Raw genomic sequence first — 16,846 nt, 5'->3', positions numbered from 1 at the left:
CGCATCATGCGCATCCTCATCATCGAAGACGATAGCGAAACCCGCGACTTCGTCGCACGGGGTCTACGGGAGATCGGCCATGCCGTAAGTGTGGCCGCCGACGGGCGCGATGGCCTGTTCCAGGCGACCGATGGCGGATTCGACGCGGTCGTGGTCGACCGGATGCTGCCGGGACTGGACGGCCTGTCGCTGGTCAAGATGCTGCGCGCCGCGGGCAACAGCAGCCCCATATTGATGCTGACCGCGATCGGCCGGATCGCCGACCGGGTCGAGGGACTGGAAGCGGGCGCCGACGACTATCTGGTCAAGCCCTTCGCCTTTTCCGAGCTGGTGGCGCGCGTGAACGCGCTCGGCCGCCGCCCGGCGCCGCAAATGGAGACGGCGAAACTGGCGGTCGGCGACATAGAGATCGACCTGCATCGCCGCACCGTCCATCGCGCGGGCAGGAAAGTGGCGCTCCAGCCGCGCGAATTTGCGCTGCTGGCCGAACTGATGCGCAACCGCCATCGCGTCATGACCCGCACGATGCTGCTGGAACGCGTCTGGGACTTTGATTTCGAGCCGAAGACCAACATCGTCGAAACCCATCTCAGCCGCCTGCGGTCGAAGCTCAACGCCGGGTTCGATGTCGACGCGATCGAAACCGTGCGCGGCGCGGGCTATATGATCCGCAGCGAATGATGCGCCGTCCCTGGCGCACCACATTCGGCCTCACCGCGCTCGTCAGCCTGGTCTTCGCGCTGGCGACGCTGGTGATCGGCGTGCTGGCCTATGTCGTGGTGCATGAGGCGATGGAGGTGCAACTCGATCAGCGTATTGCGACCGAAACCCGCTCGTTGCTGGCCCGAACGGGCGATGGCGGCACGGCGCGGCTCGCAGCGCTGATCCATCAACGCGACGCCGCCCATAGCACCGCCAGCCTGGGCTATATCCTGCTCGATCCGCAGGGACGGCGACTGGCGGGTGCTTTCGATGCGCAGGTGCCTGCAATGTCGGGCTATGTCGAACTGCTCCCCTATGGCCGGGAAGGCGGCATCGCCCAGTCGCTGACGACACGCCTGCCCGATGGTGGCCGCTTGCTGGTCGCCGTCGACCGCCAAGTGATCGACGAGATGGACATCACGATCCTGAAGCTGTTCCTGGCGGCGTTCGCCACCATGTTGTTGCTCGCAATCGGCGGCGCCTGGACGGTGGGCGTCGTCACGCAGCGCCGGCTGCGCCGGTTCGACGACGCCGCCCAGGCGATCATCGCGGGCGACCCGCGCCAGCGTATGCCGCTGGACGGGTCGGGCAGCGAGTTCGACCGGGTCGCGCAAACCCTCAATCACATGCTCGACCGCAATGCCGCGCTGGTCGAAAATCTGCGTCAGGTGTCGAGCGACGTCGCCCACGACCTGCGCACGCCGCTGACCCGCCTGCGCAACCAACTGCATGAGGCGCTGACGCGCGAGGGGGACGAGAGAAAGGTCGCCATCGAAGCGGCGACGATGGAATCGCAGGAACTGCTGGAACTGTTCGGGGCGATCCTGCGCATTTCCGAGGTCGAGGCCGGAACGCTGCGTCGCGATTTTCGCGACCTTTCCATGACCGACCTCGTCGAAGATCTGATCGATTCCTACGACCCCGATTTCGAGATTTCGGGGCATCGGCTTTCATCCGCTGTCGCGCCCGGCCACCATCTTCATGGCGACCGCCGCCTGTTGCGCCAACTGGTCGCCAATCTGCTCGACAACGTCCTGCGTCATACTCCGCCCGGCACTCGGGTTTCGGTGACGCTTTCCTCGCAGGACGCTTGCCTCCTGCTATGCGTGCGCGACGATGGTCCGGGCGTCCCCGAAGCGGATATCCCCCGCCTGTTCGACCGGTTCAGCCGCTCCGAAGCCAGCCGGTCCACCGACGGCCACGGCCTGGGGCTCGCCCTCGTCGCGGCTGTCGCAAGGATACACGGCGGATCGGCGTCGATCCTGCCCGCGCCCGGCTTTGGCGTAGAGGTGCGTCTGGCGCGCTGACCTTTCCCTGGTCGACATGGTGCAATCGGTCCATGTCATGCCGCGCCAGCAGAGCGAGGATCTGCCCGCCAAGAGCACCGACCGCGCCATGCCGGGAGATGAACTATCGCAGGCCGACCTCGGCCTGCGATCAACTCAACCGCCATGTTCGAATTTGCATTCGTTTTCAGGGGAAAAGCGGAAATGATCCGAACGGCAAAAAGTACAGTATTCCGAAGGAGGAAGGGATCATCTTTAATGGGATTCCGACACGTCTTCCCGCTCGACTTGTTCCGTCGCTCCCGTCTAAGAAGACGATATGATGAAGCTGTTCATTGGCAACAAGGCCTATTCGAGCTGGTCGCTGCGCGGCTGGCTGGCGTGCAAATTGTCCGCCCTCCCGTTCGAGGAGGTGGTCGTCCCCCTCTATGAGGAAGCCTGGGAGAAACGGCGTGAGGGCGACGAGTTCGCTCCCTCCTCCGGCAAGGTGCCGATCCTGTGGGACGGCGATGACGTCGTCGTGTGGGACAGCCTGGCCATCGTCGAATATCTGAACGAAAAGACCAGTGGCGACCTGTTCTGGCCGGTCGATCCCGCCGCGCGCGCCATGGCCCGGTCGATGGCGGCGGAAATGCACAGCAGCTTCGCCGCGCTCCGCCGCGAGCACAGCATGAACATCCGGCAGATCTATCCCGCCGTGCCGCCATCCGAGCCAGTGGCGCAGGATATCGCCCGAATCATGCAGCTCTGGGCGCAGGCCCGCGCCCGCCATGGCGGCGAAGGCGACTTCCTGTTCGGTGCCTTCGGGGCGGTGGATGTCATGTTCGCGCCCGTCGTCACTCGCTTCATCACCTATCAACTGCCGGTCGCCCGCTTTGCGCAAGCCTATATGCAAGCCATCATCGCCCATCCCTGGATGCAGGAATGGATCGGCGGCGCGCAGGCGGAGGACTGGGTGATCGACCGATTCGAAGTTCCGCCACAGTCGGTGTGAGGCCATGAGCGACACGCCCGAAACGCCCAGAGAGGCAGCCAAGGAAGAGCGGGCAGCGGAAGCCGCCGCGATTCGTCGTCGCTGGATCACCCTGGGCGAAGTGCTGGCGGTGTTGGCGGTGGGTATCTCCGCGCTCACCCTCTATCTCAACTGGGCCGACAAGAAGGACGAACGCGCCGAAAAGGCGGCGGAAAGCCGCAAGGCGTCCGGCCGCGCCGCCGTACTGGTGCTCAATGCCGATTCGGTGAAGGACGACCGGATCGCGCTCAGGACCGCCGATCCCGACCAGATCATCCAGAGCCAGACCATCCTCTTCCCCCGCGCGCTCGGCATCGCGGCGGTCGATACCACCGGCGATCCGCGGATCGAGGCCGGCTGGTTCGACAGCGCGCTCAAGAAGGCGCGGGCCAGGGCGAAGCTGCCCGACGACAGCGTGGGCGACGAGCGGTTGCCGGTGGTCATCACCACTCGTTTTGTGGTGGGTGGCGATGCGCATGAGAATGTCGCGCTCTACGACATAGGCTATGGCATTGCAGGCCGCTGGATCGCCGGGCACAGCCTGGCGCTGCGCGGCCTGTCGCGGGTCGAAACGGTCAAGGCCGACAGCGCCCAGATGAGGGTCGACGCCCGCTGGGCGCGCCTCAGTCAAAAATAGCCCAAGCCCTGCTTTTCCGCCTGAAACAGGAAAGCCGCTTGTCTTGCGGCGATGAAACGGGTGCAAGGCGCGCGCAGGGTTGCGCAATATGACGATAAGGACAAGACGGGCGCCATGAGCCTGATGGGATCGATCGACCTCTTCCACGCCATTGCCGGCCTGCTGGTCGGCGTGCTGGTGGGTGTAACCGGCGTTGGCGGCGGTTCGCTGATGACGCCGCTGCTGGTGCTGATGTTCGGCGTCAGCGCCAAGACCGCGGTGGGCACCGACCTGCTCTTCGCCGCCCTGACCAAGATCGTCGGATCGGCGGTCCATGGCAAGCGCGACACGATCGAATGGCCGATCGTGCGGCGCATGGCGGCGGGGAGCGTGCCGTCCGCGCTAGTCACGCTGCTGGTGCTCGGCTGGATCGGCGACGTCGGCAAAACGACCGAACATATCATCCTGCTGTCGCTCGCCTCGCTGCTGGCGCTGACGTCGATCGCGGTCATCGGCCGCAAATGGCTGTTTCGCCATCGGGACGAGCTGGGATCGGGCCACTCGGCCGACGCCACCTTCTATGGCACCACGGCGCTCGGGGCGCTGATCGGCGCGGCGGTCACGCTCTCCTCGGTCGGCGCGGGCGCGATCGGCGTGACGGTGCTGCTCATCCTCTATCCCCGCCTGCCGGTTGCCCGCATCGTGGGGTCGGACATCGCCCATGCCGTGCCGCTGGCGCTGATCGCCGGGACGGGCCACTGGCTGATGGGCGACGTCAACGGCGTACTGCTGATGAACCTGTTGATCGGGTCGATACCCGGCGTGATCGTTGGCAGCTATCTGTCGTCCCATGCCCCCGACAAGGTGCTGCAACCCCTGCTCGCCGCGGTGCTGGCGCTGTCCTCCTGGCAATTGTTCGTCAAGGCCCGCACGCCCGACCCGGTGAAGGTCGAGGCGCCCGCTCTGGCCAAATCGCACTGACATCAAAAAGCCCGGCCCTCGCGGACGAGGACCGGGCTTTTCAGATCGAAGGATCGCGGCTTTAGCCGACGATTTCTTCCGGCTTGAAGAAATAGGCGATCTCGATCGCGGCATTTTCTTCGCTGTCCGAACCATGGACCGAATTGGCTTCGATCGATTCGGCCAGTTCCTTGCGGATCGTGCCGGCGTCGGCATTGGCGGGGTTGGTGGCGCCCATGATGTCGCGGTTGCGCTGCACGGCATTCTCGCCTTCCAGCACCTGGACGACGACCGGGCCGGAAATCATGAAGGCGACCAGGTCGGCGAAGAAAGGCCGTTCCTTGTGAACGCCGTAGAAGCCTTCGGCCTGCTCGCGGCTCATGCGGATGCGCTTGGATGCGACGACGCGCAGCCCGGCTTCTTCCAGCAGCTTGGTGACGGCGCCGGTCAGGTTGCGACGGGTCGCGTCGGGCTTGATGATCGAAAAGGTGCGCGTGACGGCCATGGCCCTCGAAACTCCAGATTGTTGGGAATGCTGGGCGCGCCTTTAGACGCGGCCGGGCCGGGCCGCAAGGGGCTTAACCCTGACCGAACATCAGGCCATTTGCACCCATTTGCGCCCGTCCTGCTTGAAGTAGCGCGAAATCGTCTCCTCGCGCTTCGACAGCACCCGCCAACTGGCGCGCGCCCCGTCGACCGTATCCTCGTCGAAAAAGTAGAAGGCCCGCTCGAACCCCAGCGCCGCGTCGCGCCAGATACCGTCCGCCAGCGCGATATGCGCCGCGCCGTTCAGCGCCTCGCAAGCCTCGCTCAGCAGGATCGGCTGCTGCGCCTCGCCGCCATCGCCCGCCCGGCCATGCGCCAGGAAGCTTTCAGGCGGACCGGCCCAAAGCCCCGCCGAAATCCGCTCCAGCCGCTCCGGTTCCTGCGCCACCACCAGCAGCCGCGCGCCCAGGTCCAGGATGCGCACCGCAATCGCGGGCAACACCTGGTCCACCGGATCGCGGCTGAGCTGGTAGAAATCGACCTGCACGGCTTTCCTCTAGCGAATTGGGGTCAATGCTCGAACTTGTCCGCAACGAGCCGGTCGATCAGGCGCACGCCATAGCCGGTGGCGCCCTTGTCCCAGGTCGCGCCCGGCTTGTCGGACCAGACCATGCCGGCGATGTCGAGATGCGCCCACTTCACGCCATCGTCCACGAAGCGCTTGATGAACTGCGCCGCGGTGATCGATCCAGCGTAACGCCCGCCGATATTCTTCATGTCGGCGATCGGGCTGTCGATCATTTTGTTATAGGCGTCCGACAGCGGGAAGCGCCACAACTGGTCGCCGCTCGCCTTGCCCGCTGCGGTCAGGTCTTCGGCCAGTCCGTCGTCATTGGCGAACAGGCCGCCATATTGATCGCCCAGCGCGACAATCATCGCGCCGGTCAGTGTGGCGAGGTCGATCATGACTTCGGGCGCGTAAGTCTTCTGCGCCCATGTGATGGCATCACACAGCACCAGCCGCCCCTCGGCGTCAGTATTCAGCACCTCGATCGTCTGTCCGGACATCGACGTCACGATGTCGCCGGGGCGCTGCGCATTGGCGTCCGGCATATTTTCGACCAGACCGCAAATGCCGACCACGCGCGCCTTTGCCTTGCGCCCGGCCAGCGCCTTGATCGCGCCGGCGACCGCGCCCGCGCCGCCCATGTCCCACTTCATGTCTTCCATGCCGGCCGCCGGCTTGATGGAGATGCCGCCGGTGTCGAAGGTCACGCCCTTGCCGACGAAGACGACCGGCTTTTCGACAGCGCCATTGGTGCCGTCCCATTCCAGCGCCAGCAGCCGCGCCTCGCGCACGGACCCCTGCGCCACGCCCAGCAGCGCGCCCATGCCCAGCTTTTCCATCGCCGCCTTGTCGAGCACGGTGATCTTCACGCCCAGTTCGGCCATATGCTGGCAACGCTCGACGAAGCTTTCGGGATAGAGGATGTTCGCCGGCTCCGACACCAGTTCGCGGGTGAAGGCGACGCCTGCGGCGACCGCAGCCAGCCGGTCCCACGCCGCGTCCGTGCCGGCCGCAACCAGCGTGATCGTCTTCAGCGTCGGCTTGGCCTTTTCGGGCTGACGGGTGCGATAGGTGTCGATCCGCCAGCCGCGCAGCAATGCGCCGAACGCCAGATGCGCCGCCAGTTCGCCGCTCGCGCCGCCGAAAAATTCCACCGCAGCATGGATCGCGCCGCTGGTCGACAGCTTTGCGGTCAGCGCCGCGCCGGCCTTTTCCACGTCCTGTTCGCTACCTGCGCCGATGCCCAGCAACAGCACGCGCAGCGTCTTGCCGCCTTCGGACACGAAGCTTTCGAAGCTCGTCCCCGTCTCGCCGGTGAAGCGCGATGCGGCGGCGCCCGCCGCCAAAATGGGCGCGGCCGACAGGGGCAGCGCGTCGAAACCGCCCTTGGGCACGGCGAACACCAGCGTGTCGGCATCGGGACGGGTCGGGCTGAACTGGATATCCATCGGGGTTCTTGTCCTCTTGTTCGTTCGGGGCGGGGGGCCAAGCCGGCCGCTCTCTTATCTGCCAGATAGTGCGGCTTTCTCCGTCTGGCAAAGCCGTTCGACCGATTTCCGGGCAAAGATGCGCGACGGGCGATTGCGGACGGGCAATCAGTGCGATAGGCGGGACGGCAAGATGCGCCCCGTTGATGAGGCCCCACCGCTTGCAAACCGTCCCGTTCCCTTCGTCCGTTCGCAATGCCCTGCTGGCTGGCGCGACGCTGCCCGCTTTCCTGCTGGCGCCCGCGGCACTGGCGCAGCAGCTCAACGAGCCCGCTACGCCCATCAGCGCGCCCGACGCGCCGATGCCGGAGAATGACGACCAGATCGGCTTTGCCGCCGACGCGCTGCAATATGACAGCAACAGCGAAGTCGTGACCGCCAACGGCAATGTCCAGTTGCTGCGCGACGGCAACCGCCTGCGCGCCGACAAGGTCATATGGGACCGCAACAGCGGCAAGGTGGAGGCGATCGGCAATGTCTCGGTCATCGATCCCGAAGGCAATATCGCCTATGGCGACCGCTTCGACGTCACCGATACGCTCAAGGACGGCGCGGTCGACAATATGCTGCTGGTGCTCCAGTCGGGCGGCCGCCTGGCGTCGGTGAAGGGCACGCGCGCCAACGGGGTCTACACGCTCAATCGCGCCACCTATACCGGCTGCGCGGTGGAGGACAGCCATGGCTGTCCCAAGGAACCTACCTGGCAGATCAACGCCATCCGGGTCATCTACGACCCGACGCGCCAGCGCGTCACCTACAAGAACGCCAATATCGAGCTGTTCGGCCTGCCGCTGATCCCGTTGCCCGGCCTGTCGCATCCGGTCGGCGATGGCGGCAGCAGCGGCCTGTTGATGCCCAATCTGCGCTATGACCGCAATAACGGCTTCGAAGTGGCGCTGCCCTATTATTTCAAGCTGGCGCCCAATCGCGACATTACCATCACGCCGCATGTCTATACCGATACGTTGCCGATGCTGGAGGCCAATTACCGCCACCTCTACGATCGCGGCGCCTATCAGGTCACCGGCTACATCACCCATGGCAGCCGCGTCGCGACCAGCGACAGCAGCACGGGGACGACCCCGGCGACAGCCGAAAAGGATATTCGCGGCTATCTCGACGCCAGCGGCAAGATGCAGCTGTCGCCCGAATGGAGCCTCGACGGGTCGCTCCGCTTCGCCACCGATCGCACCTTCCTGCGTCGCTACGATATCAGCCGCGACGACCGTCTGCGTTCGACGCTCGGCGCGCAGCGGATCGGCGAAAACAGCTATTTCTCGATTCGCGGCTGGGCGGTGCAGACCCTGCGCCAAGGCGATTCGCAAGGGCAGACGCCGATCGCGCTGCCGGTCATCGACTATCGCCTGCGGCTGAAAGACCCGCTGCTGGGCGGCGTGCTCCAGTTGCAGGCCAACACGCTCGCCATCACCCGCACCAGCGGCCAGGACACGCAGCGCGCCTTCGCCGCGGCGGAATGGAACCTGCGCACGCTGACCGGGCTGGGGCAGGAAGTCACCTTCACCGGCTATCTGCGCGGCGACGTCTATCACAGCAGCGACAACGCCCTGACCTCGGTCGTGAGCTATGCCGGCGATCCCGGCTGGCAGGCGCGCGGCATCGCCGCCGCTGCGGTGGATATGCGCTGGCCCTTCGTCGGCGAAGCCTTTGGCGGCGTCCAGCGCATCGCCCCGAGGGTCCAGATCGTCGCCGCGCCGCATCTGGCCAACCTGTCGCTGCCCAATGAAGACGCGCGCGCCGTCGATCTGGAGGATAGCAACCTCTTCGCGCTCAATCGCTTCGCGGGCTATGACCGGTTCGAGGATTCGACTCGCATCACCTATGGCCTGGAATATAGCCTGGCGCTGCCGGACTTCTCGCTCGAAAGCATCGTCGGCCAGAGCTACCGGATCGACAATCGCCCCGCGATCCTGCCCGACGGCACTGGCCTGTCCGACCGCACGTCGGACATCGTCGGCCGCACCACCGTCCGCTACAAGGATTTCGTCGCCCTCACCCACCGCTTCCGCGTGGACAAGGACAATCTTTCCGTTCGCCGCAACGAGATCGACGCGACCGTTGGCAGTAAGAAGACCTATGCGATGGTCGGCTATCTGCGGCTCAACCGCGACGTGGCGTCGGGGCTGGAGGATTTGCAGGATCGCGAGGAACTGCGCCTGGGCGGCCGGGTTCAGTTCGCACGCTTCTGGTCGGTGTTCGGCTCGACCGTCATCGACCTGACCGATGCGAAGGAAGATCCGCTCAGCGTCTCGGACGGCTATGAGCCGGTCCGTCACCGCCTCGGCATCGCTTATGAGGACGACTGCCTGACGCTCGGCATCACCTGGCGCCGCGACTATCAGGCCAATGGCGACGCGCGAAAGGGCAATGGCTTCCAGCTACGGCTAGCTTTCCGCAATATTGGCATATAAGGAACAGGCTCCCGCCTACCGTCAGGACTGGTTAAGGCGGACCAGCGCATCACGCGCCGGTTCGTATTGGAGATTTTTGCCGACAATGCTGCCTGTCGCTTCCTCGCCCAACCGCATGTTTCCCAACCGCATGATGCATGGCGTCCGTTCGGGTCTTCGCACCCTGCTCCTGTCTTCGGCGCTGCTCGGCACCGGCGTCCAGCCCCTTCTCGCCCAGACGGTCGATGACGGCAGCGACGTCGCGACGCAGCAGCTCAACCTGCCCAAGGACGTCACGCTCTTCGGCAAGAGCGACCCCAATGTCCGCAAGGCGACGGCGATCGTCAACGGCCGGATCATCACCGGGACGGACATCGACCAGCGCCTCGCCCTCATCATCACCGCCAATGGCGGCAAGGTGGAAGAGGCGGAAAAGGAGCGTCTGCGCGTACAGGTGCTGCGCAACCTGATCGACGAAACGCTCCAGATCCAGGAAGCCGCCGCCAACGACATCAAGGTCGATCCGGCCGAAGTGCAGCAGAGCTATGAGCGCGTCGCGGCCAATTTCCGCCAGTCGCCGACCCAGTTCGACGGCTATCTGCGCGAAAAAGGCAGCGCCCCGGCCAGCATCAAGCGCCAGATCGAGGGCGAACTCGCCTGGAGCCGCCTGCTCCGCCGCAACATCCAGCCCTTCGTCAACGTGTCGGAAGACGAAGTGAAGTCGGTGGTCGATCGCCTCAACGCCGCCAAGGGCAGCGACGAATATCGCATCGGCGAAATCTATCTGTCGGCGACACCGGAAAATCACGCCCAGATCGTCGCCAACGCGCGCAACATCATCGAACAGATACAAAAGGGCGGCAGCTTCCCGGCCTATGCCCGGCAATTTTCCGAAGCGTCGACCGCGGCGGTCGGCGGCGATCTGGGCTGGGTTCGCCCCGCCCAGTTGCCGCCCGAACTGGCGCAGGCCGCAGCGGAGATGCAGGTCGGCCAGATCGCCGGCCCGATCGACGTCGCGGGCGGCCTGTCGCTCGTCTATGTCATGGACAAGCGCAAGGTGCTGACCGCCGATCCGCGCGATTCGCTGCTCAGCCTGAAACAGCTCTCCGTGCTCTTCCCCCAGGGTACGACGAAGGATCAGGCCAGCGCCAAAGCCGCCACATTCGCCGCCGCCGTCAAGGAGATCAAGGGCTGCGGCCAAGCCAATGAGATCGGCGGAAAGATCGGCGCCGACGTCGTCGATAACGATAATGTGAAGGTGCGCGACCTGCCGCCGCAGTTGCAGGACATCCTCATGAACCTGCAAGTGGGCGAATCGACCCCGCCCTTCGGTTCGATCACCGACGGCGTCCGCGTGCTGGTGGTCTGCGGCCGCGACGATCCGGCGTCGGCCAATGCCCCCAATGCCGAACAGATCCAGGCCCAGCTTGAGGAAGAACGGGTCAACAAGCGCGCACGCATCTATCTGCGTGACCTTCGTCGCGATGCGGTCATCGAATATAATTGACGCCGCGCCTCTCGCACCCTTTGCGGTGTCGCTCGGCGATCCCGCCGGGATCGGGCCGGAGATCGTCGCGAAAAGCTGGGTGATGCGCGAAGCGCGCGGCCTGCCGCCCTTCTTCGCGGTGGGCGACGCCGCGTCGCTCCGCGCAGTATGGCTGGGACCGATCGCGATCATCGGCGCGCCTGAAGAGGCTGCCGGCGCGTTCGGCACGGCCTTGCCCTGCCTTCAGGTCGCCGACGCGGGCGAAATCGTGCCGGGCAGCCCCAGCATCGACGGCGCCCGCACCGCCTTCCAGGCGCTCGAAGTGGCGGTCGGGCTGGCCAGACAGGGATCGGCCGCCGGAATCGTGACCGCGCCGGTAGGCAAGGAACAGCTCTACGGCGTCGGCTTCACCCATCCGGGCCAGACCGAATTCGTGGCCGAACGCTGCGGCGTGTCCCCCCACAATGCGGTGATGATGCTGGCCGGACCGTCGCTGAAAGTCGTGCCGATCACCATCCATATTCCGCTGGCCGACGTACCGTCGGTGCTGACCATCGACCTGATCCGCGCGCGTGCGCTGACCACCGCCAAGGGATTGCAGCGCAATTTCGGCATCGCTCGCCCGCGCCTCGCCGTGGCGGGGCTCAACCCCCATGCCGGCGAAAATGGCGCGCTGGGCCGGGAAGAGATCGACGTGATCCGTCCCGCCATCGATCTGCTCCGCGAAGACGGCCTCGACATTGTCGGTCCGCTCGCCGCCGACGGCATGTTCCATGCCCGCGCCCGCGAAGCCTATGACGCCGCGCTCTGCATGTATCACGACCAGGCGCTGATCCCGATCAAGACGCTCTATTTCGACGAAGGCGTCAACATCACGCTGGGCCTGCCGATCGTGCGCACATCGCCCGACCATGGCACCGCCTTCGGCATCGCCGGCACCGACAGCGCCAATCCCGGCGCGATGATGGCCGCGCTCAAGATGGCGGCCGAAGCCGCCCGCGCCCGCCTCGCCCATGGCTGACACGCGCCCCGCATTGCCGCCTCTTCGTGACGTGATCGCGCGCCATGGCCTTGCCGCCAGCAAGGCGCTGGGCCAGAATTTCCTGCTCGACGAGCAACTGCTCGACCGGATCGCCGCCATCCCCGGCCCGCTCCGGGACGCGCCCGCGTTCGAAGTCGGCCCCGGTCCCGGCGGCCTCACCCGCGCCATCTTGCGCGCGGGGGCAAAACTGGTCGCGGTCGAGCGCGACCGACGCTGCCTGCCCGCGCTCGCCGAACTGGAGGAGGCCTTTCCCGGCCAGCTCCGCGTCATTTCCGGCGACGCGATGGCGACCGACGCCCATGCCGAGGCGGGTGACGGCGCCCATATCATCGCCAATCTCCCCTATAATGTCGGCACGCCTTTGCTCGTCGGCTGGCTGTCGGCGCAATGGGCGCCACTGCCGTGGTGGTCCAGCCTGACGCTGATGTTCCAGATGGAAGTCGCCGAGCGCATCGTCGCCAAGGCCGGCTCCGATCATTATGGCCGCCTTGCCGTCCTGTCCCAGTGGCGCAGCGACGCGAAGATCGCGATGAAAGTGCATCGCAGCGCCTTCACCCCCCGCCCAAGGTGATGTCGGCCGTGGTCCACATCACCCCCAAGCCGGCGCCCGAAGGGGTGCAGCTCAAATATCTCGAACGCCTCACCGCCGCCGCCTTCGGCCAGCGCCGCAAGATGCTGCGCCAGAGCCTGAAAGGTCTGCCCGGTGCGCTCGAAGCGCTGGACAGCCTCGGCATCGATCCGCAACGTCGCGCCGAAACCGTTGGCGTAGAGGAATTCGTGGCAATCGCCCGGATATTGAGCCGTTAAATAATAGCCCTCATTCGTTCGCTTCGAGCATAGTCGACAAGCCGATAGCGCCGTGCCAGCGTTTCTCGACTATGCTCGAAACGAACGGCTATCTTCTGGTCTGGAAACCCGATGTCCCGCCTCATCCTGTTCAACAAGCCCTATGACATGCTGTCCCAGTTCACGGATCGCGGCACAGATACGGCGCGCGCAACCCTGTCCGACTGCATCGCCGTGCCGGGCGTCTACCCCGCCGGTCGGCTGGACCGCGATAGCGAGGGGCTTTTGCTGCTGACCGATGACGGCCGGCTGCAATCGCGCATCGCCGACCCCAAATATAAGACCGCGAAAACCTATCTGGCGCAGGTCGAGGGCGACGTCACAGATGCCGCGCTGGCCACGCTTCGCCGCGGCGTGGACCTCAAGGACGGCCTCACCCGTCCGGCCGATGTCGAACGGATCGACGATCCGGGCTTTTGGCCCCGCAATCCGCCGATCCGTGTGCGCAAGGCCATTCCCGACTGCTGGATCAGCCTTACCATCCGCGAAGGCCGCAACCGCCAGGTCCGCCGCATGACCGCGGCGGTCGGCCATCCCACTCTGCGCCTCGTCCGCTGGCGCATCGGTGACTGGACGCTCGATGGCTTGCAACCGGGCGAATGGCGCGAGGTTCAGGTCGGCTGATCATCCTCACCGGGGGTTAGCAACACCCGCTTGCCCTTGGTCCGGCTGGTCAGATGATATTGGCCGCACCGGTCGCAGCGATAGAAACGCAGCGGCACGCTCCCCTCCAACGCCGCCACCAGGGCCGCCTCCTGCGAGCCGAACCGCCTCTTGCGCGCACAGATGCTCAGGCGCGTACGGATCGCTCAGTCCTCGGGCAGGAAGCTGACGCTGCCCTCATTGTAGAGCGTCACCACCAGTTCCATCGCTGCGTCGGACCCGATCAGCCCCGGATCGATCACGACGCTGTCCGTCGCGCAAATCTGCCGGGCCAGCGCCGCAACATCGCCGCTGCAATCATGGCTCTCGCCATCCACGAACAGTGCCATCGAACCCGCCTCCTGCGCCACGAAGGCGAAGCGGCTCGCCGGATTGCGGCACAGCGCGACGCCCTCCTCCACCAGTTCGCGCACATCCTCGACCGCGATCGGCTCGTCGGGCCGGAAGTCTAGTTCGGGATATTTACGCTCGCTATTATACTCCCCGAACCACCGCGCAAAGGCGGCGCGGTCGTTCAAAGCCTCCGCCACCATCGCCTGCAACCGGGCCAGCGCCGCCGCGCCGATCTCGCCCGGATTGCTCTGCATCGTCAGGTCCGGGTCAGCATAGCGGTCGTCATCCTCCATGCCGCCGACGACATGGGCGCAAAATTGCTCGACCAGCTCGCTGCGCGACGGCGCGCGGAAGCCGACCGAATAGGTCATGCAATCGTCGCCCACGGCCACGCCATTATGCGCGACGCCCGGCGGCACATAGAGGATATCGCCCGGCTCCAGCACCCATTCGGCTTCGGGCTGGAAATCGGCCAGCAGGCGCAGATCCTCATGCAGCATCAGCGGCGTATCGGCGTCGCACCGCCCGCCCACCTGCCAGCGCCGCCGGCCCAGCCCCTGGATCAGGAACACGTCATATTGATCGTAATGCGCCCCCACGCCGCCGCCATCGGTGGCGTAGCTGACCATCACGTCGTCGATCCGCCAGTTGGGGATGAAGCGGAACGGCGCCACCAGCGCGGCGACTGCCGGCACATGCATGTCCACCGCCTGCACCAGCAACGTCCAGGGGCTGCGGCCCATCGCGCCGAACCGGTCTTCGGGCAGCGGCCCATGTTCGACCATCCAGCGCCCGTCGCCCTGGCCGATCAGCCGCGACTCGACGCCTTCCTCGCAGGCCAAACCCGCCAGTTCGTCCGGATCGAGCGGATTGGCCCATCCCGCCCACGGATTGCGGATCAGCAGCGGCCTCTTCTGCCAATAGTCGCGCAGGAACAGGTCGGCGTCGAAATCTGTGAAGTGCATGGGCTGCCCGCGTTTCAGCGATCCGCCTCATGCGCCCGCCTACCGGCCTTGCCGTGCGATGCCGACGAAGTCAAAGCACGCGGCGAATAGCCATCATATTCAGGGCGTTTCGGTCGGCGCTTCCTTGGGCACGGTCACTGCTTCCTTGGTCGTCATCGCGACGGCGGGCGGCCCTTTCTGGATCGCCGCGGCCAGCTTGCCGACCGGCGCGCAGTCGCCCTTGCACAGGGCCTGCGCCTGCGCGAGCACATCCTTCGCCTTGGCGATCGCCCCTTTTTCCACCATCGCTTCGCCCTGCCCGGTCAGTGCGGCGACGTCGGTGGGATCGAGCAGCAGCGCTTCCTTGTAGAGGCGGATCGCCTTGCCCTGCAGCCCCTGCGCGCGCGCGACCTCCGCCAGTTCGATGAAGGCGGCGCGGTTGCGCGGATCGATCGCCAGCGCGCTTTCCAGCGCATCGGTCGCGCCTTCCAGATTGCCGGCCTTGTGCGCGGCCTCGCCCGCCTTCTGCCATTCGATCGACTGCGGGCTGATCTGGCTGTCCGGCTTCTGGCTCAGCCCGACGCTCGACACGGTGGTCAGGACGACGGCGAGCGCGATCGAGGCGGGGGTAAAACGCATTAATGTCTCCAGCCATGTTTCAGGCGTTGATTTCGGCCCATAGCCCACGCCCCAAGTGTCGCGATTTTGCGGGCGCTTGTCCATGGCCTGTTTCACGCCTCCCGGCGCAGCCGCGCAAAGAAGAAGCCGTCGCTGCCGTCATGCCCCGGCGTCAGCAGCAACCCGGCGCCATGCGCCCGGCCGACGGGCAGGGCGATCGGTTCCGCCGTCCATCCGGCATGGCGCGCCAGAAAGGCATCGACCTGGCCGCGCCCTTCCCGCTCGGTCAGTGCGCAGGTGGCATAGACCAGCGCCCCGCCCGGCGCCAGCAACGACGCTGCGAAATCGAGGATGCGGGCCTGTTCCGCGACCAGCCGGTCCAGCCGTGGCTGCGTCAACCGCCAGCGCGCCTCCGGGTTGCGCCGCCAGGTGCCGGTACCCGAACAGGGCGCATCGACCAGTACGACGTCCACCTGTCCGTTCAGGCTCTCCAGCCCCCGCGCCTCATGGCTCTGGTCCAGCAGCAGCGTCTCGATGAAGGTCGCCCCCGCCCGCGCCGCGCGCGGTTCCAGCCGCGCCAGCCGTGACCGGATCGTATCGGCGGCGATCAAATTACCCCGCCCGCCCATCGCTGCCGCCAGCGCCAGCGTCTTGCCGCCGGCCCCCGCACATAGATCGATCACCGTCATGCCCGGTTGCACGGCACACGCTGCCGCGATCCACTGGCTGCCGGCGTCCTGCACCTCGACCAGCCCATCCTTCCATGCCGCCTGCTGCTCGACCGGAAAGCCTTCGGGCAGGCGCAGTCCGTCGGGCAGGCCAGCGATCGGCGTCGCGTCGGGCAGCAAAGGCGCGACATCCGGCGGCGTCGCTTTCAGCCGGTTCACGCGCACATCCACCGGCGCACGGCCCAGCAGCGCGTCCTGTTCCACCTTGTCCGCCAGCAACGGTTGCAGCCAGCGCGGCACCGCACCGGCTTCCGCGCCCATCTCGCCCGGCTCTATCGGCAGCGGCGCATGGGTCGATCCGTCGAACAGCGCAGCGACCTCCGGCCGCTCCAGCGCCAGCCCGATCATCGCCTCGCGTCCCGTCTCCGGCCGCTCGGCCGCCCGGCGGATGGCATCATAGACATGGTCGCGCACCGCCCGCCGATCCCGCGACCCGGCATAGCGCCGTTCCTTGAAATAGCGCGCGATCAGCGTATCGGCCGCCGGCCCGCCATCGCGCGCGGATGCGATGATGGCGTCGAGCAGATCGATCGCGGCCTGAATTCTGGCGGAGGGGGTCATGCCATTCTTCCCCCCTCCCTTTCAAGGGAGGGGACTTGGGTGGGTGCGCCGCGCAAGCGGCGCTTGCAACCTTGAGGCGGTTGAAGCTCGCTACGCTCGC

General features: G+C 66.2%; 16 protein-coding genes and 1 pseudogene. 10 read left to right on the top strand and 7 right to left on the bottom strand.

Annotated elements, in window-relative coordinates:
- Positions 1–6 precede the first annotated feature (6 nt).
- The 5 genes from SBA_RS07730 (at position 7) to SBA_RS07710 (ending at position 4,597) form a co-directional block, all read left to right on the top strand.
- Positions 7–681, top strand: coding sequence for a response regulator transcription factor (locus SBA_RS07730; RefSeq protein WP_224547184.1), 675 nt, complete (start codon positions 7–9; stop codon positions 679–681).
- Complete coding sequence (locus SBA_RS07725; RefSeq protein ID WP_261936435.1) at positions 678–2,009, top strand: sensor histidine kinase; 1,332 nt, start codon at positions 678–680, stop codon at positions 2,007–2,009. Before SBA_RS07730 ends, SBA_RS07725 begins: the two co-directional genes overlap by 4 nt.
- Before the next feature lie 298 nt (positions 2,010–2,307).
- Complete coding sequence (locus SBA_RS07720) at positions 2,308–2,982, top strand: glutathione S-transferase family protein (RefSeq protein WP_261936434.1); 675 nt, start codon at positions 2,308–2,310, stop codon at positions 2,980–2,982.
- Positions 2,983–2,986: 4 nt separating this feature from the next.
- A complete protein-coding gene (locus SBA_RS07715) occupies positions 2,987–3,637 on the top strand; it encodes a hypothetical protein (RefSeq protein ID WP_261936433.1) in 651 nt (216 codons plus the stop codon).
- A gap of 114 nt (positions 3,638–3,751) precedes the next feature.
- Positions 3,752–4,597, top strand: a complete 846-nt coding sequence (locus tag SBA_RS07710; protein WP_224547414.1) for a sulfite exporter TauE/SafE family protein — start codon at positions 3,752–3,754, stop codon at positions 4,595–4,597.
- 61 nt (positions 4,598–4,658) lie between these two features.
- Here the strand turns inward: SBA_RS07710 and ndk are convergent, their stop codons facing one another.
- From ndk to SBA_RS07695, 3 genes are all read right to left on the bottom strand, one after another.
- Positions 4,659–5,081 carry a nucleoside-diphosphate kinase gene (gene ndk, locus SBA_RS07705; RefSeq protein WP_224547189.1) on the bottom strand — a complete coding sequence of 141 codons (423 nt, stop codon included), beginning with the start codon at positions 5,079–5,081 and terminating at the stop codon, positions 4,659–4,661.
- A 90-nt stretch (positions 5,082–5,171) separates the two neighbouring features.
- The gene (locus SBA_RS07700; protein WP_224547191.1) at positions 5,172–5,609 is read right to left on the bottom strand and encodes a DNA polymerase III subunit chi; all 438 of its coding nucleotides are present in this window, start codon (positions 5,607–5,609) and stop codon (positions 5,172–5,174) included.
- A gap of 23 nt (positions 5,610–5,632) precedes the next feature.
- Positions 5,633–7,078: a leucyl aminopeptidase gene (locus SBA_RS07695; RefSeq protein WP_261936432.1), complete on the bottom strand. Its 1,446-nt coding sequence runs from the start codon at positions 7,076–7,078 to the stop codon at positions 5,633–5,635.
- A gap of 185 nt (positions 7,079–7,263) precedes the next feature.
- Between SBA_RS07695 and SBA_RS07690 the strand changes: the two genes are divergently transcribed.
- From SBA_RS07690 to SBA_RS07670, 5 genes and pseudogenes are all read left to right on the top strand, one after another.
- The gene (locus SBA_RS07690) at positions 7,264–9,546 is read left to right on the top strand and encodes an LPS-assembly protein LptD (protein ID WP_390902401.1); all 2,283 of its coding nucleotides are present in this window, start codon (positions 7,264–7,266) and stop codon (positions 9,544–9,546) included.
- 85 nt (positions 9,547–9,631) lie between these two features.
- Complete coding sequence (locus SBA_RS07685; RefSeq protein ID WP_261936431.1) at positions 9,632–11,032, top strand: peptidylprolyl isomerase; 1,401 nt, start codon at positions 9,632–9,634, stop codon at positions 11,030–11,032.
- Positions 11,010–12,032, top strand: a complete 1,023-nt coding sequence (pdxA, locus tag SBA_RS07680) for a 4-hydroxythreonine-4-phosphate dehydrogenase PdxA (RefSeq protein WP_261936430.1) — start codon at positions 11,010–11,012, stop codon at positions 12,030–12,032. Before SBA_RS07685 ends, pdxA begins: the two co-directional genes overlap by 23 nt.
- Positions 12,025–12,860: pseudogene (gene rsmA, locus SBA_RS07675) on the top strand (16S rRNA (adenine(1518)-N(6)/adenine(1519)-N(6))-dimethyltransferase RsmA). The gene pdxA and the pseudogene rsmA overlap by 8 nt, the downstream one beginning before the upstream one ends.
- A gap of 111 nt (positions 12,861–12,971) precedes the next feature.
- Positions 12,972–13,523 carry a pseudouridine synthase gene (locus SBA_RS07670; protein WP_261936429.1) on the top strand — a complete coding sequence of 184 codons (552 nt, stop codon included), beginning with the start codon at positions 12,972–12,974 and terminating at the stop codon, positions 13,521–13,523.
- Here the strand turns inward: SBA_RS07670 and SBA_RS07665 are convergent.
- The 4 genes from SBA_RS07665 to SBA_RS07650 form a co-directional block, all read right to left on the bottom strand.
- Positions 13,511–13,642 carry a hypothetical protein gene (locus SBA_RS07665; protein ID WP_315975801.1) on the bottom strand — a complete coding sequence of 44 codons (132 nt, stop codon included), beginning with the start codon at positions 13,640–13,642 and terminating at the stop codon, positions 13,511–13,513. The two genes, SBA_RS07670 and SBA_RS07665, sit on opposite strands and share 13 nt — an antisense overlap.
- A 66-nt stretch (positions 13,643–13,708) precedes the next feature.
- On the bottom strand, positions 13,709–14,860 hold the full coding sequence (locus SBA_RS07660; protein ID WP_261936428.1) for a ribosomal protein uL16 3-hydroxylase: 1,152 nt from the start codon (positions 14,858–14,860) through the stop codon (positions 13,709–13,711).
- A 99-nt stretch (positions 14,861–14,959) separates the two neighbouring features.
- Positions 14,960–15,478: a tetratricopeptide repeat protein gene (locus SBA_RS07655; protein ID WP_261936427.1), complete on the bottom strand. Its 519-nt coding sequence runs from the start codon at positions 15,476–15,478 to the stop codon at positions 14,960–14,962.
- Between the two features lie 92 nt (positions 15,479–15,570).
- Positions 15,571–16,746 (bottom strand): RsmB/NOP family class I SAM-dependent RNA methyltransferase, encoded by a 1,176-nt coding sequence (locus SBA_RS07650; RefSeq protein ID WP_224547204.1) that lies wholly within the window; start codon positions 16,744–16,746, stop codon positions 15,571–15,573.
- Positions 16,747–16,846 lie beyond the last annotated feature (100 nt).

The sequence above is a fragment of the Sphingomonas bisphenolicum genome (genome assembly GCF_024349785.1).
Classification (GTDB): Bacteria; Pseudomonadota; Alphaproteobacteria; order Sphingomonadales; family Sphingomonadaceae; genus Sphingobium; species Sphingobium bisphenolicum.
The sequence above is the reverse complement of the archived record's forward strand: the minus strand, read 5'-3'. Positions and strand labels throughout refer to the sequence as shown.